We start from the raw sequence: 20,962 nt of genomic DNA on the forward strand, positions 1-20,962 counted from the left end.
TTTATCCTTTTAGTGGGAGTTTGAATTATTGTAAACCACGCCGGGCAGATCGCAACTGGCAGCCTGGCCTTTGCCTCGAGATTTCGCCAGGTACATGGCATTGTCGGCTCGGGTTAAAAGGCTATTGGGGGTCTGGCCTTCTTCAGGGAAGAGGGCAATACCTATGCTGGCTCCTGCTTGCAATGTCAGGTCCCGCCAGCTGAAGGGCTGGCTGAGAATCAGGCCCAGCTCGCGGGCCAGTGTAAAGGCAGCGTTTTGGGTTTGCGTGCTGCGACTGATGACCACCAGCTCATCACCACCCAGGCGGGCTGCCTGGTCTTGCCGGGGCAGATGCTGCTCCAGGCGTTTAGCCAGTTCCACCAGGAGAGCATCCCCGGCGTCATGGCCATGGCGGTCGTTGGTGTCTTTGAAGCCATCCAGGTCGATAAACAGGAGGGCAAAGGGTTGCTTGTCACCTGTCTGGCAAAGTTCCTGCAGTTTCTGTGTTAAAAGGCTGCGGTTGGCCAGGCCAGTCAGACTGTCGTGTTCGGCCAGATAGCGGACCTGCAGCAGTTGGCGGTGATTTTGTAAAGCCAGGGCAGCCAGCTGGGCTGACCGTTCAAGAAGAGCTGAGCTGCTTGTCGGCTGCTCTTGTTGGGATGGCCAGACCAGTTGGATTACACCGGTGAGCTGGTTATCCGGCGTCAATAGGGGATGACACCACCAATGACTCCAGTCGCCCTGGGCTTGTTGGTATTTTTGTGTTTGTCCCTGAACATAGGTCAGTGCAGGGGGCAGTTGGGCCTGCAAAGAAAGCTCCTGGGGGAAGAGGTTATGATTGCTAGGCAGAGGGTTGTAAAGTTTTTTGCCCTCAGTATCCAGTAGCAAAATGCCTGCCTTGGCTTCCGGAGCCAGTTTTTCCATGCCCTGATATAAAGCTTGCCAGATTTCCTGGATTGGCTGGTTGTGAGCAACCAGAGAGAGGATTTCTCTTTCCAGCCGCAGGAGCGCCTCTGCTTCTCTCAGGTGGTGTTCCCGGCGTACCGTGCTGGAAACATCATTGATCTGCAGTAAGCAGGCGGCTTCACCGGCAAATTCCAGTGGGCGCACCAGTATGGAGTGCTGTAGAGGGCTGCTGGCATTGAGCTGTTTCAAGGGCAGCAGGTCCGGGTGTAACTGGTAAGACAGCCGGCGTGACAGGCGGTCATTGCAGGCCTGATCTATGGCATCCAGAAGGGTGGTTGCCGGCGCCGGGTTAAATAGCTTCATAAGGCTGGCATCAAGTGCTTGCGCCTCCTCGATGCCGGTGATTCGCACCATCCACTGGTTCCAAAGGAGAATCTGGCCCTGAGCATTGCAGATGATCAGGCCTGTCTCAAGGAGATTGATCACCTCTTCCTGACCGGTCAGGGCGGTCTTGCTTGAGGTCAGTGATGTCAGGGAGTTCTGAGTGCTCATTGATCCAGCAGGTCAGACAGATAATCCTGTAAGGCTGCATGAAATCCGGCAGCACTGTGCAGGTCGATAATGAATGCCAGGTAGCCTTGCAGGTCGCGTTGACGCAGGGAGAAGTCTATTTTGACCAGCATGATCAGCGAATCTTCCTGATTGCACAGCAGTTGGAGCATTTTTTTGTAATCACCGCTGTAGGCTTCAGGCAGGGAGGTATTGATTTCCCTTTTCAGGATGTTGGCCAGCGAGGCCAGACAGGAATTCAACAGAATATTGCCCAGTTCGGCAAGAGTATCCTGTTCCAGTTCGGAAATCTCACTGGCACTGAGTTCATCACCGACCAGGATTCTCACCAGCTCCAGGCTGCGTTCTTCGGGAAATATCAATGCTGCTTTGCCGTTGATAAAGCCTTCAAAAGCCTGGGTTACACCTGCCAGGGCCTTGGGCAGAAGCTCTTCAAAGGTTTTTTCAGCGCTGGCGAGTTGAACAAAGTCTATCTTGGGAACCGATAGCAGTACTTCATCCTGAACCAGACGAGACAGGGAGTTGGCGGCTCGACCGACGCCGACATTCATCAACTCGACAATGGTTTCCTGTTCGTCATCCGTAAATAGCTTGCTCATGGTGCAGTTCAGCCCTTAATCATTTGTGTCAGCTGCTCCAGGTCAACCGGTTTACCCAGGAATTGCATCTTGAGGTTGGCCGCTCTTTCCCGAATGGCATCCTGAATATTGGCAGTTACCAGGATCATCGACAAGTCGGGTTGAAGTTGTTTAAGTTCACCCGCCAGTTCGATGCCATCCCGACCAGGCATATTATAGTCGATCAAGGCCTTATCAAAAGCCTGCTGCTGGGCCTGAAAGACTTCCAGGGCTTCGTCAGCATTGCCCGCTTCATGGATTTCCAATTCCAAGCCGGTATTGTTCAGCAGGTGCTTCAGTGTCAGTCGGGCAACGCGACTGTCATCAACCAGAAGAAGACGTTGGACTTTTGGCATGAGCTCGGTTTCCGTTGATTTTTAAGTTGTGTAATTAGTGTAACTAATGGTAATCACTTCCGGTTAGGGTGTCCACCGTTCAACTTTTAAGCGGATCGTGCAGCTCGCAGGCCTGAAGTGTGTTCTCCAGCAGGCTGGCAACCGTCATGGGGCCAACGCCACCGGGTACCGGGGTGATCCAGGCTGCTCTTTGGCTGGCGGCTTCAAATTCAATGTCCCCGGCCAGGCTGCCGTCTTCCAGACGGTTGATACCAACATCAATCACCAGGGCACCGGGTTTGATCCATTCCCCCTTGACCAGCCCGGGTTTGCCCACACCGACGACCAGCAGGTCGGCGGCAGCTACTTCGGCTTTCAGGTCCTTGGTGAAGCGGTGAGTGACGGTGACCGTGCAGCCTGCCAGCAGTAATTCCAGAGCCATGGGGCGGCCGACAATATTGGAAGCGCCGACGATGGTGGCTTTCATCCCCTTGAGGTTCTCGCCCAGATTGTTTAGCAGGGTCATGATGCCCTTGGGAGTGCAGGGGCGCAGCAGGGGCTGGCGTTGGGCCAGGCGGCCCAGGTTGTAAGGATGAAAGCCATCTACGTCCTTGTCGGGCGAGATGCGTTCCAGTAGAGGGTCTGCGCTCAGGTGTTCAGGTAAAGGCAGTTGCAGAAGAATGCCGTCAATCGAGGTATCGGCATTCAGTTGATCGATCAGCCTCTCCAGCTCCTCTTGAGTGGTGGTTGCCTCCAGCGGGTGGGAGTGAGAGAGGATGCCCGCTTTTTCACAAGCGAGGTGTTTATTGCGGACATAGACTTCCGAGGCGGGATCACTGCCTACCAGAATGACGGCGAGTGCAGGGGGTCTTTTACCAGCTTGGGTACGTTCTTGGACACGATTGGCGACTTCTTCACGAAGATCAAGAGCTGTTTGTTTTCCATCAATCAGTTGCGCGCTCATCTAGGCTGGTTCCACTTGCAAAGGTAGAGAAAAGAAAATTAAGATGCGGATATTGTCGCATGACAGAGGGGCTAGGGAAACTCTACGGGCTTTTAAAGTCTGTCGAAGTAAAAAAATAAACATTTTTGCTTCAAGGGGTTGACCGAAAAAAATAAGTCCCTATAATGCGCATCTCGTTGGCAGGGACTTCTTCGCAAGCCCTTGCTGGCAAAGCAAAACGGGGTATAGCGCAGTCTGGTAGCGCGCCTGCTTTGGGAGCAGGATGTCGGGGGTTCGAATCCCTCTACCCCGACCACTTTATTGAGTGGTTACAAGCAAAGTCTCGAGCAGGTATGAATTTAGCGCCTATAGCTCAACCGGATAGAGCAACGGCCTTCTAAGCCGTAGGTTGCAGGTTCGAGTCCTGCTGGGCGCGCCAAGCGCTCTTAAACGAGACGACCTATGTGGTGAGCGTAGCTCAGTTGGTAGAGCTCTGGATTGTGACTCCAGCGGTCGTGGGTTCGAGCCCCATCGTTCACCCCATCCCTTCTTTATTTAGTTTGATCAGGCTGCGCCAAATTATGGGTGCGGCTTTTTTGTGTTCGTCCTTTTTTCAGCAGGCAGCAATTAGGTGCCTTTTTGGTGCAGAACTTCCCATTTTTGCTGATCTGATCGCATTTTTTCGGTATCCCGGCTTGCTGCTGGGGCCTGTTGCTCTTAAAATCCCTCCTTTGGAATTAAGACCTGTTGCTTAAATTTTATTTTGCAAAGCCCATTTAGTGTTTAACGAGGATCATCCATGCAAGTTTCCGTAGAAACGACTTCCCCGCTGGAGCGCCGTCTGACCATTCAGGTGCCGGCTGAGAAGGTAGATACCGCTGTCGATGCCCGTCTGAAGCAGACTGCCAAAAAAGTTAAGATTGACGGCTTCCGCCCCGGCAAAGTGCCTATGAGTGTTGTTAAAAGTCGTTTCGGTGACAGTGTACGCCAGGAAGTTCTTTCTGAATTGATGCGTGAGCACTTTATTGAAGCCGTTACCCAGGAAGAACTGAATCCTGCAGGTACGCCTGATATTGAGCCTTTGAAGATGAAGGCTGGCGAGCCTTTTGAATTTGCCGCCAAATTTGAAGTTTATCCCGAGATTGAAATCAAGTCGCTGGAAGGTGAAAAGGTCGAGCGTCCTGTAGCCGAGATTCAGGATGGCGATCTGGAAGAGCTGATTGCCGATCTGCGTAAGCAGCGCGCCAGCTATGAAGAAGAAGACAAGGCAGCTGAAGAAGGCGACCAGGTTAATCTGGACTTTGAAGGCTTTATTGATGGTGAAGCTTTTGCCGGTGGCAAGGCTGAAGGCCATGATCTGGTTCTGGGTTCCAACTCCTTTATTCCCGGTTTTGAAGAACAGTTGCAAGGTGCCAAGGCGGGTGACGAGAAAGAAGTCAAGGTGACCTTCCCTGAAGACTATCAGGCAGAAGATCTGGCTGGTAAAGAAGCGACTTTCCAGTGCAAGATCAATTCAGTCAAAGCACAAAAACTGCCTGAGCTGAATGACGAATTCTTTGCAGCCTTTGGTGTGACTGAAGGTGGTGAAGAAGCTTTCCGCAAGGAAGTTCGTAAGAACATGGAAGCCCAGCTGAAGCAGGCGATTCGTAACAATACCAAGCAGGCTGTTTTTGACGCCCTGATGAAGGCGAACCCAATTGAGGTGCCCGCAGCACTGATTGATAACGAGGTGGATAACCTGCGTCGTCAGGCGGCTCAGCAGTACAACCTGGGTGAAGATTTTGATATCAGCCAGATTCCAGCAGATCTGTTCAAGGATCAGGCAAAAAATAATGTCATTCTTGGCTTGCTGGTTGGTGAAATCATCAAAACCAATGAAATGCAGGCTGACGAAGCCGTTGTTGATGGCATGATTGATGAGATGGCTCAGTCCTACCAGGAGCCAGAGAAGGTGGTTGAGCATTACAAGTCCAACCCTGAGATGCTGCGTCAGATTCAGGCGGCGGCTCTGGAACAGCAAGTAGTTGATAAGCTGCTGGCTGAAGCAGAAGTGACCGATGTCACCAAGAGCTTCAAAGAGCTGGCAATGCCTGCTCAGTAAGGTTGAGCCCTTAGGGTTAGCCAGCTGTTATGCTAAAACCGGCGCTTTTGCGCCGGTTGTTTTTTTGGGGTTAGGATTAATTCCTAGTGGAATTTATTTCCATCCTCAGTTAGTTTAGAGACTAAGACATCACTTATGGCTAAAAACGGGGCAATAATGAGTAACAGTTTGGATATTCAAAATGCCGGTGGTCTAGTACCCATGGTGGTAGAGCAGTCTGCCCGTGGGGAACGTTCTTACGATATTTATTCGCGTCTGCTTAAAGAACGCGTCATTTTCCTGGTCGGCCAGGTGGAAGATTACATGGCCAACCTGGTTGTTGCCCAGATGCTTTTTCTGGAATCGGAAAATCCTGATAAAGATATTTACCTGTACATTAATTCTCCCGGTGGTTCCGTAACGGCTGGCATGTCTATTTACGACACCATGCAGTTTATCAAGCCGGATGTTTCTACCATGTGTATTGGTCAGGCCGCGAGCATGGGTGCCCTCTTGCTGGCTGGCGGGGCAGAAGGCAAGCGCCACTGTCTGCCCAATTCGCGCATGATGATTCACCAGCCGCTGGGTGGTTATCAGGGTCAGGCTTCGGATATTGAGATTCACACCCGTGAAATCCTGGGTATTCGTGAAAAGCTGAACCGAATTCTTGCCCAGCACACGGGTCAAAGTCTGAAAACCATTGCCAAGGATACTGATCGTGATAATTTCATGGATGGTCCCACGGCAGTTGATTATGGCCTGATCGATTCAGTGCTGGATAAACGTCCTGAGTAACTGGGCAGCAAATCAAGAGAACAACCCGCCGCGTTTCGGCGGGTTCGTTGATGAAGTGAATGGGGTAAAAGCATGACCGACGGCAAAAAAAGTAATGACAAGCTTTTATATTGTTCATTCTGCGGAAAAAGCCAGGATGAAGTGAAAAAGCTCATAGCAGGGCCCTCGGTCTACATCTGTGATGACTGTGTCTCCCTGTGTACCGATATCATCCGCAATGAGCTACAGGATGAGGAGCTGGGAGAAGAGCAGGAGCGTCTGCCGACGCCACGGGAAATTCGCGCGCATCTGGATGATTATGTTATCGGTCAGGACCGCGCCAAGATGGTTCTGTCCGTGGCCGTTTATAATCACTACAAGCGTCTGCGTCCCGGCATCTCCAAGGGTGATGAGGATGTTGAGCTGGGTAAAAGTAATATCCTGCTGATCGGTCCAACCGGTTCGGGCAAGACACTACTGGCCGAAACCCTGGCTCGTATGCTCAATGTTCCCTTTACCATGGCGGATGCAACCACGCTGACCGAAGCCGGTTACGTGGGTGAAGATGTAGAGAACATTATTCAGAAGCTGTTGCAAAAATGTGACTATGATGTCGAGCGGGCTCAAAAGGGCATCGTTTATATTGATGAGATTGACAAGATCTCCCGCAAGTCGGATAACCCTTCCATCACTCGTGATGTGTCTGGTGAAGGGGTGCAGCAGGCCTTGCTGAAGCTGATTGAAGGCACCGTGGCTTCCGTTCCCCCTCAGGGTGGCCGTAAGCATCCCCAGCAGGAATTTCTGCAGGTGGATACCAGCAATATGCTGTTTATCTGCGGTGGTGCTTTTGCCGGCCTGGAGAAAGTGGTTCGTGAAAGAACCGAAAAAGGCGGTATCGGTTTCAATGCTGCGATCGTCAGCAAGGAAGACAAGAGTCTGGGGGAAACCCTGGTGGATATCGAGCCGGAAGATCTGGTTCGTTTCGGTCTGATTCCCGAATTTATCGGTCGACTCCCTGTTGTGGCAACCCTGTCCGAATTGGATGAGGACGCCTTGATCGAGATCCTGACCGCGCCCAAGAATGCCCTGACCAAACAGTATGCCAAGCTGTTTGATATGGAAGGAGTAGAGCTGGAATTTCGTGAGGAAGCCTTGCGTGCTATTGCCCAGAAAGCACTGGAACGCAAGACGGGTGCTCGGGGCCTGCGCTCTATTCTGGAAGGCGTTCTGCTGGATACCATGTATGATATTCCTTCACAGGAAAAAGTATCCAAGGTGGTTCTGGATGAAACAGTGATCAAAGGGGATGCCAAGCCCTTGATGCTGTATGAAAATGAAGAAGTTGAGCAGCTGACTGCCAACCGTGATGGCTAGTTGACGCTGCCTGCCACTTTTAGGGAAAGGAAAAAAAGGGCCTGGCGCCCTTTTTTTCTGTGTCTTTCCTGCCGAATTCTGAATTAAGAGGTAACTCTGCGATGTCGCAGCACGACAAATCATCTGATAGCAAACGTTTTGAACTTCCCCTGTTGCCACTGCGTGATGTAGTGGTTTATCCGCAGATGGTCATTCCTCTTTTTGTTGGTCGTGAAAAATCCATTCATGCGCTTGAAGCGGCCATGGCGGCCGACAAAAAAGTCTTCCTGTTGGCGCAAAAGGATCCGGAAATGGATGATCCGGAGACGGATCAACTTTATTCCATCGGTACTCAAGCCAGTATTCTCCAGCTACTGCGTCTTCCGGATGGTACTGTCAAGGTGCTGATCGAGGGGGATGAGCGTGCACGCCTGCTGGAAACCCGTGATTACCAGGGTTATAACGAAGAGGGCGAGCCGGTCGACTATGTTTTGGCGGAAGGTGAAGAGCTGGCCAGTGAAACTCTGTCTGAAAAAGAGCAGGAAGTCCTGACACGGGTGCTCCTGAGCCAGTTTGAACACTACGTCAAGCTGTCCAAAAAAGTACCCAATGAAGTTTTAAATAGTCTTCAGAATATTGAAGATCCCACGCGTATGGTGGATACCGTCTCCTCGCACATGTCCTTGACGGTCAAGGACAAACAGGAGCTGCTGGAGTTGGATCGCGTTCGCGATCGTATCGAACGCCTGATGGCCCAGATTGAAGAAGAAATTGATCTTCTGCAGGTCGAGAAGCGAATTCGCTCGCGGGTCAAGCAGCAGATGGAGAAGACCCAGCGCGAGTATTATCTGAATGAGCAGATGAAAGCCATTCAGAAGGAAATGGGCGATCTGGAAAATTCCGGCAATGAAATGGAACAGCTGGAACAGAAGATTGATAAGGCGGGGCTGCCCGCTGAAGCCAAGGACAAGGCCAAGACAGAACTGAACAAGCTGAAGATGATGTCGCCGACTTCAGCAGAAGCGACCGTAGTGCGTGGCTATCTGGATTGGATGGTCAGCCTGCCCTGGAAAAAGCGCTCACGAGCTAGCATAGACCTGCAAAAAGCGACCGAAATACTCGATGCCGATCATTATGGCCTGGAAGAGGTTAAAGAGCGGATTCTGGATTATCTGGCTGTGCAGCAGCGGGTGAAAAAGATTCGTGGTTCAGTACTGTGCCTGGTGGGGCCTCCCGGTGTCGGCAAAACCTCGCTGGGGCAGTCGATTGCTCGTGCGGTCAACCGCAAATACGTGCGTATGGCTTTGGGCGGTGTTCGCGATGAAGCGGAAATTCGTGGTCATCGTCGAACCTATATTGGCTCCATGCCCGGCAAGCTGATCCAGAAGATGTCCAAGGTGGGGGTTAAAAACCCGCTGTTCCTGTTTGACGAGATCGACAAGCTGGGCATGGATCACCGGGGTGATCCGTCCTCGGCGTTACTGGAAGTGCTGGACCCCGAGCAGAACAGCAAATTCAGTGATCACTATCTGGAAGTGGATTTTGATCTTTCTGAAGTCCTGTTTATCTGTACCGCCAATTCCATGAATATTCCGGCACCGCTGCTGGATCGTATGGAAGTGGTCAGACTGCCCGGCTACACCGAAGATGAAAAAGCCAATATTGCCGAACGCTATCTGCTTCCCAAGCAGATGAAAAATGCCGGTTTGAAGGCCGATGAAGCCAGTTTTGACGCTGCCTCCTTGCTGGAGATGATCCGCTACTACACCCGGGAAGCCGGTGTGCGCGAACTGGAGCGTCAGATTACACGAGTCTGCCGCAAGGTGGTTCGCGAGCTGGGTGAAGGCAAGGCAGAAGCTCCCGTGGCTGTGACTGCTGAGCAGATCGAGCACTACCTGGGTGTGCGCAAGTACAACTATGGCCTGGCTGACCAGGATAACCAGGTGGGTCGGGTGACGGGTCTGGCCTGGACCAGTGTTGGTGGTGAGCTGCTCAATATTGAAGCCGCAATTATGCCCGGCAAGGCCCGTCTGGTGAAAACCGGTTCTCTGGGTGAGGTGATGCAGGAATCCATCCAGGCAGCCCTGACTGTGGTGCGTAGCCGCAGCGCCAGCCTGGGGATAGATCCTGAACTCTATGAGAAGCAGGATATCCATATCCACGTTCCCGAAGGGGCGACGCCCAAGGATGGCCCCAGTGCCGGTATCAGCATGTGTACTGCCCTGGTTTCAGCCTTTACCGGGATTCCCATACGTTCCGATGTGGCCATGACCGGCGAGATTAATCTGCGTGGTGAAGTCATGCAGATTGGTGGTCTCAAGGAAAAGCTTCTGGCGGCGCGTCGCGGTGGTATTAAGACGGTGTTAATACCCAAGGATAATGAACGCGATCTTAAAGAGATTCCCGACAGTATCAAAGGGCCGCTGGAGATCCTCCCTGTGCAGTGGATTGACCAGGTGCTGGAGGTTGCCTTGGCAGAGGCTCCGGAACCTTTAGCGACTCCGACCTTGGCTGCCAGCGAGGAAAAAAAGGAAAAAAACCGGCCAGGAACTCATTAAACGGGTAATTAATTGGCAAATGGGTATTTCCTTAAGGCGGGTATAAAGGCTAAGATACCCGCCATGCGGTCGAGCTGAAGCATTACGTCCGTTCAGTTACTAGCTGGCTGGCAGCCAGCTTGACAGTTTTTCAGAGATGTTGGTATAAAGCCTTGCAAAAGGGTTGATAAGCCGACAGAGTTTATTTACTTTGATGCGTTCTGATCGTTTAGCCTAGTCTTTACGGAGCAGAAGCTAGTTTGAACCTAACTAAGGGGTGGAAGAGTGAACAAGTCAGAATTGATTGATGCTATCGCTACCAATGCAGATCTCCCTAAAGCTGCAGCAGGTCGCGCTCTGGATGCAATGCTGGATGCAGTAACCAGTACCATGCAAAAAGGTGACAGTGTTTCCCTGGTGGGTTTTGGTACCTTCTCTGTGAAAGAGCGTGCTGCTCGCACAGGTCGCAACCCTCAAACCGGTGCTGAAATTCAGATTGCTGCTGCCAAAGTGCCCAGCTTCAAGCCTGGTAAAGGTCTGAAGGATGCCGTTAACTGAGCATCAGTTGGCGAGTAGCAAAACGCACCCTCCGGGGTGCGTTTTTTTTTGCCACCACTCTCCGTTTGCATTGGTTGTTGTTCGCTTAGCCGGTATAATTCCTTTTTCTTTTGTCGTGGGTAGACTGAGGGTTGCATGCTTTTAAAAATCAGAGAGAAGTCCAAAGGCATCATTGCCTACTTCATCGTAGGCCTCATCGCTTTGGCATTTTCCTTATGGGGTATGGATTCACTCTTTACTGCCCTGAGAGGGGATCCCAATGAAGTGGCAACGGTCAATGGTGAAAGCATCAGCCAGGTGCAGGTTGATCGTTACGCCCAACAGCAGATGAATCGTCTGTTGCAATCCGGCCAGTTCAGCCCTGAACAGCTGGACATGAACCAGATGCGTCAGCTGGCTTTGACCCAGCTGCTGCAGGAAGAACTACTGCGCCAGGAAGCGCAAGATCTCAGTTTGCGTATTCCCGAGCGTCAGTTAGAGCGCGAGATGGTGGCCTTTGATGCCTTCCACAATGAACAGGGACGCTTTGATCGAGAGCTCTTTATTGAGCGTTTGGAACGTCAGGGCATGACCCCTGCAGATTTCCGTGCCAGTCTGCGTGAAGACCTGCTTAATCAGCAGCTTCTGCAAGGCCTGTCTGCTACGGAATTTGTTCTTGACGGTGAAGTTGAAGAGTTTCAGCGTCTGGCTGGCCAGCAGCGGGATTACCGCTACCGGGTTCTTCACCCGGATGCTTTGGAAAGTCAGGTTGACGTGAGTGAAGAAGAAGTCTCGGCCTACTATGAAGCCCATCAGGACGAATTTATGTCGCCTGAGCAGGTGCAGGTCGATTACTTGCTGTTTGATCCGGCCAGTCTCAAATCAACGATTGAGATTACTCAGGCGCAGCTAGAAGAAGAATACCGTCGCTTTGCGGAAGATCAGGAAGGGCGTGCCTCGGCCGGGCACATTCTGCTGACTTTCGAAAATGAAGACGAAAAGCAGCAAGCCATAGAAACCCTGACCGATGCACGTCAGTCAATTCAGGAAGGAGCTGATTTTGGTGAATTGGCTAGAGAGCTTTCCGATGACTCAGGGTCTGCGCGTCAAGGCGGCGAGCTGGGTATCATCGAAGCGGGTAGCCTGGATCCGGCTTTTGAAGAAGCCCTCTTTGCTTTGGAAGAAGTGGGCGATGTTTCGGAGATTGTGGAAACCGACTATGGTCTGCATCTGATTCAGTTACAGGGCCGTGAAGAAGTTGATGTCCCTGAATTTGAAGCGGTTGAAGATGATTTGCGTGAACGTCTGATGGATCAGCCTTTGCGTGCTGCAACCAGTGATAAGCTGGAAGAGTTGAGTAATCTCAGTTTCAGTTCTGATACGCTGGAAGAAGTCGCTGAAGCGGCAGATCTGCCCATGCAAACCAGTGACTGGCTGGCTAAAGGTCAGCTAGACGGTTTTTGGGCTCAGCAGCAGGTAAAAGAAGCTCTCTTCTCCGCTGAAATTATTGAAGACGGCTGGATTACCGAGCCATTACGGCTGGATGATGGTCGTTATCTACTTCTGGCCAAGGAAGCTCATCAACCCCGCCAAGTTCGTTCGTTGGATGTGGTGGCTGATGAAGTGCGTGAAGCTTTAGTGTTTGCTCAAGCTCAGGCCTTGGCACAAGAAGAGGCGGAAAGCATTCAAACGCAATTGCAGGCCGGTCAAGAGGTCGATGTAGATTGGACGCTTATTGAGGGGGCGAATCGCAATAGCCGTTCTGCCAACCCACTCATTAACCGTACTGCGTTTCGCTTGAACCTGGATGAAGAGCCGGCAACGCGGGTAGTGACCCTGCCTACGGGTGCGGTTGCAGTGGTTGAGCTTTTGGCGATAGATGCCGGTGAAATCAGTGAGAACCAGGAAGAAATTGAGCGCCTACGGGAACTGATGAGCAATGATCGGGGAGCTCGCTTGCAATCCCAGTTTGTTCAGCAGTTGCAGGAGGAAGCTGAAATCGAGTATCGCGATCGCTGATTGCTCCAGATTTCGCTCCTTGACAGCCAGCAGGAGAATTTCTGCTGGCTTTTTTAATAGTGGCTGGAACCTGATGCTTTTGGCGAAGCATTTCGCTTTCTGCTAGAGTTCGCTACCCCATTAGCTAAAGAGCAGGACAAAAGACATGTTACCTGGTCGTTTAATGCTGGATCTGACCGCAACCAGCCTCACAGAGGAAGAAAAGGCGTTACTCCAGCGGCCTAGCGTCGGCGGCGTTATTCTGTTTTCCCGTAATCTGGAAACGGCTGATCAGGTGGCTGCTCTGACGGCTGAAATTAAAGCCTTGCGACCTGAACTGCTTCTGGCTGTCGATCAGGAAGGTGGGCGCGTGCAGCGCCTTAAAGAAGGCTTTACCCGCTTGCCTCCCCTCCGGCGTCTGGGCGACCTCTACGAGCTGGATGCTCAGGCTGGCCTGCAGGCTTCTCGTCTTCTGGGCCAATTGATGGCCAGTGAAGTTATCAGTGTTGGCCTGGATATTAGTTTTGCACCGGTTCTGGATATAGATCATGGCCAGAGTGAAGTGATCGGTGATCGTGCTTTTGCCAGTGATCCTGAAATTCTGATCAAGCTGGCTTCAGCCTATATCGAGGGAATGCAGCTTGCTGGCATGGCGGCAACGGGTAAACACTTCCCGGGGCATGGTCAGGTTGCAGGCGATTCACACACTATGCTGCCTCGGGATGAACGTAGTTGGGAAGATCTGATGGCTAGCTGCTTGAAGCCTTTTATTGCCCTGGCACAACAACTTCAGGGCATCATGCCGGCGCATGTTATCTATCCGGCGATGGACGGGCGCCCGGCTGGTTTCTCCCGCCCCTGGTTGGATTGGCTGAGAGGGCCGCTTAATTTTTCAGGCATGATTTTCAGTGATGATTTAACCATGGCTGGTGCCGCTGAGGCTGGTGGTTATCCGCAAAGAGCCCAGGCTGCACTGGATGCCGGTTGTGACCAGGTCCTGGTGTGTAACCATCGTGAAGGCGCTTTGCAGGTGGCTGATTGGCTGGAAGCTGAAAATATTTCGGCTTGTGAGCGTGCTTCACTGCTCGCTGCGCGCTTGCCCGTAACAACCAATTGGCAGGCTTCTCCAGAAGCGCTGCTTGCGCGCCAGTTAGCCGAAAAGCTGGTAAACCGGGATCTGCAAGCTGCCCGGCATCTGTTGACTTGATTGGATGAGGATCTGAGTCGTGATTGAATGGATGGAAAAAGCCTCCTCGCTGGGAGGACTGATCCCCGCGGAGTATGCCTGGATACTCCAGGTTTTTGTGGTGATCTTTGCAGCCTTGTTGGCCAACTACTACATCAAGCGCTTCTTTGATCGCCTTGAAAGACGGCTGCACCTGACCAAAAACCAATGGGATGAGATGCTGTTGATTGCGGCCCGCAAGCCAGCAGCGCTTTTTATCTGGTTGCAAGGGCTGTTTTTTGCCCTGGATATCGTCAGAAAACAGGCCCCGGTGGATTTGTTCGATGCTATAGATCCAGCCCGGCGTGTCACGGTTATCATCCTGATCACCTGGTTTGTAGTGCGCTTTATTACCGGAATGGAGCAGCAGCTGGTTCAACCGCGCCCTGAAAAAAAATCCATGGATTTGACCACAGCCAAAGCAGTGAGCAAATTGCTGAAAGCTGCGGCAATCATTACCGCTGCCCTGGTGTTGTTGCAAACCCTTGGCTTTTCCATCTCTGGTGTCCTGGCCTTTGGCGGGATCGGCGGTATTGCCATGGGTTTTGCCGCCAGAGATTTGCTCGCCAATTTCTTTGGCGCGCTCATGCTTTATTTCGACCGGCCTTTTTCGGTTGGCGAATGGGTGCGTTCTCCGGATCGGGAAATTGAAGGAACCGTGGAAGATATTGGTTGGCGTTTGACCCGAATCAGAACCTTTGATCAGCGACCTTTGTATGTTCCCAATGCCACCTTTGCCACCATCTCGGTGGAAACTCCTTCGCGCATGTTTAACCGGCGTATCTATGAAACCCTGGGTATCCGCTATCAGGATGCTGATAAAATGCAGGTGATCACTGACCGGGTACGTCAGTACCTCATCGACAATGAAGAGCTGGAAACGGATCATCAAACGCTGATAGTGAATTTCAACAGCTACGCAGCCTCTTCATTGGACTTTTTTATTTATACCTTTACCAAGACCCGTGATTGGGTCGATTACCACCGTATTAAGCAGGAAGTGCTCCTGCAGGTGTTTAACATCATTCGTGAAGAAGGGGCTGATATTGCCTTTCCTACACGGACACTGCATCTTGAAAACCAACTGCCCCCGAGTAGTTAATTACTGAAGCCAAGGCCTTTGCATGCAAGAAGAAAACCTTAGTGAAATCCAGCGAATCAACCAGGTAATGCTAGAAGCCGATTGCCTGGCCGACGAACAAGCGATCTCCCAGGCTTTTGACCGGATGGCCCAGGAAGTCACCGAGCGCTTGCAGGAGGCTCTGCCGGTTGTTTATTGTGTAATGAACGGCGGTTTGTTTACTACCTCTGAACTGGTCAAGCGCCTCAAATTTCCTCTGGAAATGGACTATATGCACGCCACTCGTTATCGCCGCCAGATCAAGGGAGGCGAACTGCATTGGCGGGTGGAGCCCGAAGTTTCCCTGAAGGGGCGTAGTGTCTTGATTGTTGATGACATTCTCGATGAAGGCGCTACCCTGGCAGCTATTCTTGAGCATTGCCGTCAGCAGGGTGCCAAGGAGGTGCTCTGTGCGGTTTTGATTGATAAGCAGCATGATCGCAAGGCGGTCGAAGGCTTTAAAGCCGACTTCACCGGCCTGGAAGTGGAAGACCGGTATCTCTTTGGTTGTGGAATGGATTACCAGGGATACCTGCGTAACCTGCCTGCAATTTATGCACCTAAAGGGCTGTAAGCACTGACACGGGGGATAGCTTATGTTGGCAATTATCGGTGGAACCGGATTAACCCAGATACAGGGCGTGAAGGTGTTGGCTGAACGTTCGCCCTATACAGCCCTGGGTGAAGCTTCAGGACCGATTATTGAAGCCGAGCTAGAAGGGCGCAGCGTGCTCTTCCTTGCCCGTCACGGCCATCCTCATAAGCTACCTCCCCATAAAATCAATTACCGGGCCAACCTGCTTGCACTCCAGGCAGCGGGGGCCAGCGAGATCATCGCGGTTAATGCGGTAGGCGCTATTGACCCTCAGTTGGTTGAGGCCAGTCTGGTCATGCCAGATCAGATTGTCGATTACACCTGGGGGCGGGAAGCGACCTTTTACGATGGTGATTATCTGCCTTTGGATCACATTGATTTTACCTTTCCCTATTCCTACGAAGTGCGTCTGAGACTCAAGGCGGCAGCTCGTGAAGCGGGTCTGGAGCTGCACGATGGCGGCACCTATGCTGCAACCCAGGGACCGCGTCTGGAAACAGCTGCCGAGGTGCGCCGTCTGGCTCAGGATGGCTGCACGCTGGTAGGGATGACGGGAATGCCGGAAGCGGCTCTGGCCAGGGAGTTGCAATTACCCTATGCCTGTCTTGCTCTGGTAGTGAATCCGGCAGCCGGTCTTCGTGATCAGGAGATCACCCTGGAGGAAATGCAGCAGGCTCTGGATAAAGGGTTGGGCCGAGTGCTTCAGCTGCTAAGAACCTACACCACCAGCAAAACCAGCGGTTAGCAAGTCTCTGATGTGAAGGCTCAGCAGCCGAAGCGGTAACTGAACCAGACTTGGCTTTAGTGACTGTTGGTGTCCTAGTCTTCGGATGCTTCTTCTGGGTCTGGTGCTCTTTCGATTTTGATCAGCAGGCCCAGATAGGGACTGTCGATATAGTGAAGCTCGCCACTGCGCATTCTGCGCCTTTGCCGCATCTGCGCAGACTCCTCAATCTTGTAGTCTCCTGTACGCAACTCTGATGCATGATGGGTCTCATCAGGTGTGATCTCTACTGTCTGAGAGGGCAGCTGATTTAAATTACCAAGGCTGCTACGGTTTTCAATTAGAAACTGATTGAGTAAAGAAGAGGCGCTCGTGGATTCCTGAGAAACAAATTCGTGCAGGTAGAGTTCGGTTTCCAGGTGCAGGTAACGCGCTACGCTCAGGGTTAACTTACCCATAAGCTCCGGTCGCCCATCATAGTAATCACCGGCTTCGATCAGCAGTGGTAGGCTACGCTCTCGGGCAACTACGGGCATCTGCCAGGCATCGTGAAAAAGGAGGCGATGGGTATCGCTGCGTTCAATTGCTTCCGCTTCATTGGTTAAACTCAGTTCGCGCGGTTGATAAGGTCTCAGCGGGCCTTGGGCCAGTCTGCTCCAGAAAGGGGTCGGACCCAAAGTATAGGCGGGTTCTTCAAAAGCTTGGAAAAAATGCGGTTCACCCGGCTGCTCGGTAGCATTGGGTCCGGGGTTTTGGGTGAATACAAGCAACTCGATAATATAATCGCGCTCATTGCGGTGAGGTTGGTTATCACCCTGGTCAACGGCCAGAACGGGAGTGCTGATAGCAAGAGCCAGTAAAAAAGAGGAAATCAGACGCATTAATTGTTACTTCCTGGTCAGTGAGAACCAAAAGGTTAGGGCTTTGCCGGTTTGAAGTCAAAGCCCCGGGCAGCTAATCAGCCAGTCATTGACTGATTAGCTGGTCAGAGTATCCAGCAACTGCTGGAGGGCATGGAAGCATTGCTCAGCCGTTTCCATTTTCCGATTGAATTTGAGTGTCTGCCCGCCTTCCAGACGATAGACCTGGGGCTGATTCTGCACCAGTTGCACCAGCTTGATGGGTTCTATTTTGGGTTGGTCACCAAAGTGCACTACCCCGCGATCAGCACCGGCATCAATCCGGGCCAGTCCCAGGGCTTCGGCCTGCTGCTTGATTTCCGTCAGCTTGAACAGGTTCTTGGCGGCTTCGGGCAGAAGACCAAAGCGGTCGATCATTTCCACCTGCAAATCCTTGAGGGCTGCCTTGTCCTTACTGCTGGCAATGCGCTTGTAGAGCTGTAGGCGCATATTGACATCAGGCAGGTAATCTTCCGGAATCAAGGCAGGAAGATGCAGATTGATTTCTGTTCCCCGTTGTAGCGGCTGATCCGGATTGGGGGTTTTGCCCTGACGAATGGCCTCCACGGCTTCTTCCAGCAGATCCATGTAGAGGGTAAAGCCCAGGTTTTCGATCTGGCCACTTTGTTCTTCACCCAGGAGTTCGCCTGCGCCGCGAATTTCCAGATCCTGGGAAGCCAGCAAGAAACCGGAGCCCAGGTCTTCGTTGAGGGAAATGGCTTCCAGGCGTTTTTCCGCATCTGCGGTCAGCTTTTTGCCTTCCGGTGTCAGCAGATAGGCATAGGCCTGGTGGTGGGAACGACCGACTCGCCCACGCAGCTGGTGCAGTTGCGCCAGGCCGAATTTATCCGCTCTTTCAATGATAATAGTGTTGGCGTTGGGGATGTCGATCCCTGTTTCAATAATGGTGGAGCAGAGCAGCAGGTTAAAGCGTTTGTGGTAAAAATCCTGCATGACTCTTTCCAGTTGGCGTTCGGGCATTTGCCCGTGAGCCACGCCCAGGCGTACTTCGGGAATCAGCTCGCGCAATTTTTCAGCCGTGTTTTCAATGGTTTTGACTTCATTGTGCAGGTAATAAACCTGCCCGCCACGCAGGAGTTCGCGCAGTACAGCCTCTTTGATCAGGGCTTCTTCCTTTTCGCGGACAAAGGTTTTCACCGAAAGCCGGCGCGCTGGTGGTGTGGCGATGATCGACAGATCCCGGATGCCGGACATGGCCATGTTCAGTGTGCGCGGAATCGGGGTGGCCGTCAGGGACAAGAGGTCCACATTGGCACGGATGGCTTTGAGTTTTTCTTTTTGGCGCACCCCGAAACGATGCTCCTCATCAACAATAACCAGGCCCAGGCGCTGATACTTGATCGAGCTTTGCAGCAGCTTGTGGGTGCCGATCAGGATATCTACCTTGCCTTCTTCCAGGCGTTCAATGGCTGTTTGTTGATCCTTGGCGGAACGGAAGCGGGAGAGGAGTTCAACATTCACCGGCCAGTCGGCAAAGCGGTCCTTGAAATTGTCATAGTGTTGTTGGGCCAAGAGGGTCGTGGGCACCAGCACGGCAACCTGGTGACCTGCATTGACGGCAATAAAAGCCGCACGCATGGCCACTTCGGTTTTACCAAAGCCGACATCGCCACAAACGACTCGATCCATGGGGCGGGTACGCGTCATATCGCGGATAACGGAGTTGATGGCCAGTTCCTGATCCACGGTTTCCTCGAAGGGAAAAGCGGCGGCAAACTGATCGTAGGCTTCTTCATCCAGTTGGAAGGCCTGGCCTTCCTGGGCTTCCCGGCGCGCATAGATATCCAGAAGCTCCGCTGCTGTATCACGGATTTTTTCTGCAGCCTTGCGCTTGGCCTTGTCCCATTGTTCCGAACCCAACCGGTGTAGAGGCGCACTTTCATCGGCCAGGCCGGAATAGCGGCTGATACGGTCGAGTGAGGCAACGGGCACATAAAGATTGGCCTGGTCGGCATAAACCAGCTTGAGGAATTCCTGTTTCTGGCCTCCGGCTTCCAGAACCTCCAGGCCCTCGTAGCGACCCACGCCATGATCCAGGTGAACAACCGGGCTGCCGGGGGTCAATTCCGAGAGACTCTTGAAGGCCAGATCCTGGTTGATTGCCGAGGCTTGGCGACGCCTACGCTGCTGGATGCGTTCCCCGAACAGCAGGGATTCAGTCAGCAATAGCAGGCTGGGTGGGCCGACCCAGAGTCCCCGGTCCAGCGGGGCAAGAGTCAGAGCCAGGGAGGCATCGCTGTCGATAAAATCCTGCCAACTGGAGACGGGCTGGGGATGTAGCTGGTGGCGTTCAAAGAGTTCCAACAGAGCCTCGCGGCGTCCGGCGGACTCGGCCGTGAGCAGAACCCGGGTTTGCGGGTGCTCGTTGAGAAAATCCTGGAGTTTACCCAGGGGGCGGTTGCCACGGCTGTCGACCGCCAAATCCGGTAGTGCCTGGCTGGCCAGTTGCTGATCGCCGGAGAGGATGTCTGTGGGTTGTTCAGCCGGTAATTGAATGCGCGCAAAGGCATTGCGTTCACGATTGAGGGCTTCCACCGGTAGATAGATTTCTGCCGGTGGCAGGCAGGGGTGACGGGTATCATGGCGCAGACTTTCATAGCGGCGTTCGATTTCAGCCCAGAAATGCTCGGCTGCTTCGGCAGTGGCTCCCAATTCGGCCACCAGTGCTTCGGCGGGTAAATAGTCAAACAGGGTGGCCGTGTGGCTGAAAAAGAGCGGCAGCAGGAATTCCAGTCCCGGAGTGACCTGCCCTTTGAGAGTATCCTGGTAGAGATCGCAACGGGAGAGATCAACATCAAAACGGGTCTGGAATTCAGTACGAAAGTGCTCCAGGGCCTGCGGAGTCAGGGCAAATTCATGCGCGGGCAATAAAGAGATTTGATCGGTTTTTTCTTCGGTGCGCTGGGTCTCGGGATGGAAAAAACGCAGAGACTCGATTTCGTCATCAAAGAGCTCAATTCTCAAGGGCTGCTCACTGCCCATGGGGAAAAGATCCATCAAGCCGCCGCGAACGGCAAATTCACCATGTTCATAAACGGTATCCACGGCCCGGTAACCGGCTTCTTCCAGCTGGCGGCGGAAAGCATGCAGATCCAGGCGTTGATCCTTTTTTAGCTCCAGTGCATGGCTGGCTACAAATTCAGCTGGCGGGAGTCGCTGCATCAGAGTGGTGACAGGAACCACCAGCAACCCCTGTTTTTGCTGAGGGAGGGCCTGAAGGGTTTTCAAGCGTTGGGAAACAATGTCCTGATGTGGTGAGAAGCGATCATAGGGCAGGACTTCCCAGTCCGGCAGGGTGAAAACCGGAAGGCGCTCTTCGGCAAAAAAACGCAATTCATCCGCCAGCGACTGGGCGGAGTTGCTATCCGGGCAGATGACCAGAAGAGGTGCAGGATGTGCCTCGGCCGCTTCAACCAGGGCCAGCGCCTGGGCGGCTCCCTCCAGATTCAGCCAGCGTTGGATAAAGCCGGCTTTGCGCGGTGGTGCTTCATGAAGAAGTTGCAAAGAAGAAACTGTGGCGGGCTTCTGAGGCACGGACATTTCCTTGTAGGTTAAAAGGCTGGAATTTTAGCAGTTGAGCCAGATTGGCTCCAGTTTCCGCGAACCAAGGCGGTGCTTGACTGGTGGATGGAAGGACTCGGGGGCAGGGCCTGTCTTTTGAGTGGGCTGGTTTCTTCCTCTGTTGCTTCAGAGCTGCGACAGGTTCGTGGCTTCCCCTAAAGTAGGGGTGGGGTTTTACCTGGATGATT

The 20,962-nt window shown here is 52.7% G+C and carries 16 protein-coding genes and 3 tRNA genes; 13 read left to right on the plus strand and 6 right to left on the minus strand.

Going from position 1 to position 20,962, the window contains the following annotated elements; genetic code table 11:
* Positions 1-9 precede the first annotated feature (9 nt).
* The 4 genes from DFK18_RS01150 to folD all read right to left on the minus strand — a co-directional run bounded on the left by DFK18_RS01150 (position 10) and on the right by folD (position 3,371).
* Positions 10-1,437 carry a GGDEF domain-containing protein gene (locus DFK18_RS01150; RefSeq protein WP_114416365.1) on the minus strand — a complete coding sequence of 476 codons (1,428 nt, stop codon included), beginning with the start codon at positions 1,435-1,437 and terminating at the stop codon, positions 10-12.
* A complete protein-coding gene (locus tag DFK18_RS01155; protein ID WP_114416366.1) occupies positions 1,434-2,054 on the minus strand; it encodes a chemotaxis protein CheX in 621 nt (206 codons plus the stop codon). The genes DFK18_RS01150 and DFK18_RS01155 overlap by 4 nt, the downstream gene beginning before the upstream one ends.
* 8 nt (positions 2,055-2,062) lie before the next feature.
* Complete coding sequence (locus tag DFK18_RS01160) at positions 2,063-2,428, minus strand: response regulator (RefSeq protein ID WP_114416367.1); 366 nt, start codon at positions 2,426-2,428, stop codon at positions 2,063-2,065.
* A 79-nt stretch (positions 2,429-2,507) separates the two neighbouring features.
* A complete protein-coding gene (gene folD, locus DFK18_RS01165) occupies positions 2,508-3,371 on the minus strand; it encodes a bifunctional methylenetetrahydrofolate dehydrogenase/methenyltetrahydrofolate cyclohydrolase FolD (RefSeq protein ID WP_114416368.1) in 864 nt (287 codons plus the stop codon).
* Positions 3,372-3,589: 218 nt separating this feature from the next.
* Here folD and DFK18_RS01170 point away from each other — a divergent pair.
* From DFK18_RS01170 to DFK18_RS01230, 13 genes are all read left to right on the plus strand, one after another.
* Positions 3,590-3,666, plus strand: a tRNA-Pro gene (locus DFK18_RS01170).
* A gap of 46 nt (positions 3,667-3,712) precedes the next feature.
* A tRNA-Arg gene (locus DFK18_RS01175) sits at positions 3,713-3,789 on the plus strand.
* A gap of 28 nt (positions 3,790-3,817) precedes the next feature.
* A tRNA-His gene (locus DFK18_RS01180) sits at positions 3,818-3,893 on the plus strand.
* A gap of 256 nt (positions 3,894-4,149) precedes the next feature.
* Complete coding sequence (gene tig / locus DFK18_RS01185; RefSeq protein WP_114416369.1) at positions 4,150-5,451, plus strand: trigger factor; 1,302 nt, start codon at positions 4,150-4,152, stop codon at positions 5,449-5,451.
* A 156-nt stretch (positions 5,452-5,607) separates the two neighbouring features.
* Positions 5,608-6,225 (plus strand): ATP-dependent Clp endopeptidase proteolytic subunit ClpP, encoded by a 618-nt coding sequence (gene clpP / locus DFK18_RS01190; protein WP_425451583.1) that lies wholly within the window; start codon positions 5,608-5,610, stop codon positions 6,223-6,225.
* 72 nt (positions 6,226-6,297) lie between these two features.
* A complete protein-coding gene (clpX, locus tag DFK18_RS01195; RefSeq protein ID WP_114416371.1) occupies positions 6,298-7,578 on the plus strand; it encodes an ATP-dependent protease ATP-binding subunit ClpX in 1,281 nt (426 codons plus the stop codon).
* A 101-nt stretch (positions 7,579-7,679) separates the two neighbouring features.
* Positions 7,680-10,115: an endopeptidase La gene (gene lon, locus DFK18_RS01200; RefSeq protein WP_114416372.1), complete on the plus strand. Its 2,436-nt coding sequence runs from the start codon at positions 7,680-7,682 to the stop codon at positions 10,113-10,115.
* Between the two features lie 264 nt (positions 10,116-10,379).
* The gene (locus DFK18_RS01205; protein ID WP_091958354.1) at positions 10,380-10,652 is read left to right on the plus strand and encodes an HU family DNA-binding protein; all 273 of its coding nucleotides are present in this window, start codon (positions 10,380-10,382) and stop codon (positions 10,650-10,652) included.
* 135 nt (positions 10,653-10,787) lie between these two features.
* Positions 10,788-12,650 (plus strand): SurA N-terminal domain-containing protein, encoded by a 1,863-nt coding sequence (locus tag DFK18_RS01210; RefSeq protein WP_114416373.1) that lies wholly within the window; start codon positions 10,788-10,790, stop codon positions 12,648-12,650.
* Between the two features lie 145 nt (positions 12,651-12,795).
* Positions 12,796-13,836, plus strand: a complete 1,041-nt coding sequence (nagZ, locus tag DFK18_RS01215; protein ID WP_245944304.1) for a beta-N-acetylhexosaminidase — start codon at positions 12,796-12,798, stop codon at positions 13,834-13,836.
* Between the two features lie 19 nt (positions 13,837-13,855).
* Entirely contained in the window at positions 13,856-14,956 is a 1,101-nt protein-coding gene (locus tag DFK18_RS01220; RefSeq protein ID WP_342769735.1) for a mechanosensitive ion channel family protein, read from the plus strand.
* Positions 14,957-14,978: 22 nt separating this feature from the next.
* Positions 14,979-15,548, plus strand: a complete 570-nt coding sequence (locus DFK18_RS01225) for a hypoxanthine-guanine phosphoribosyltransferase (protein ID WP_114416374.1) — start codon at positions 14,979-14,981, stop codon at positions 15,546-15,548.
* Positions 15,549-15,570: 22 nt separating this feature from the next.
* A complete protein-coding gene (locus tag DFK18_RS01230) occupies positions 15,571-16,314 on the plus strand; it encodes an S-methyl-5'-thioinosine phosphorylase (protein WP_114416375.1) in 744 nt (247 codons plus the stop codon).
* A 74-nt stretch (positions 16,315-16,388) separates the two neighbouring features.
* Here DFK18_RS01230 and DFK18_RS01235 read toward each other — a convergent pair whose 3' ends face one another.
* Both DFK18_RS01235 and mfd read right to left on the minus strand, forming a co-directional pair.
* A complete protein-coding gene (locus tag DFK18_RS01235; RefSeq protein ID WP_114416376.1) occupies positions 16,389-17,174 on the minus strand; it encodes a CsiV family protein in 786 nt (261 codons plus the stop codon).
* 96 nt (positions 17,175-17,270) lie between these two features.
* Positions 17,271-20,753: a transcription-repair coupling factor gene (gene mfd / locus DFK18_RS01240; protein ID WP_114416377.1), complete on the minus strand. Its 3,483-nt coding sequence runs from the start codon at positions 20,751-20,753 to the stop codon at positions 17,271-17,273.
* Between the last annotated feature and the right edge of the window lie 209 nt (positions 20,754-20,962).

This window comes from Marinospirillum perlucidum (genome assembly GCF_003336805.1).
Classification (GTDB): Bacteria; Pseudomonadota; Gammaproteobacteria; order Pseudomonadales; family Halomonadaceae; genus Marinospirillum; species Marinospirillum perlucidum.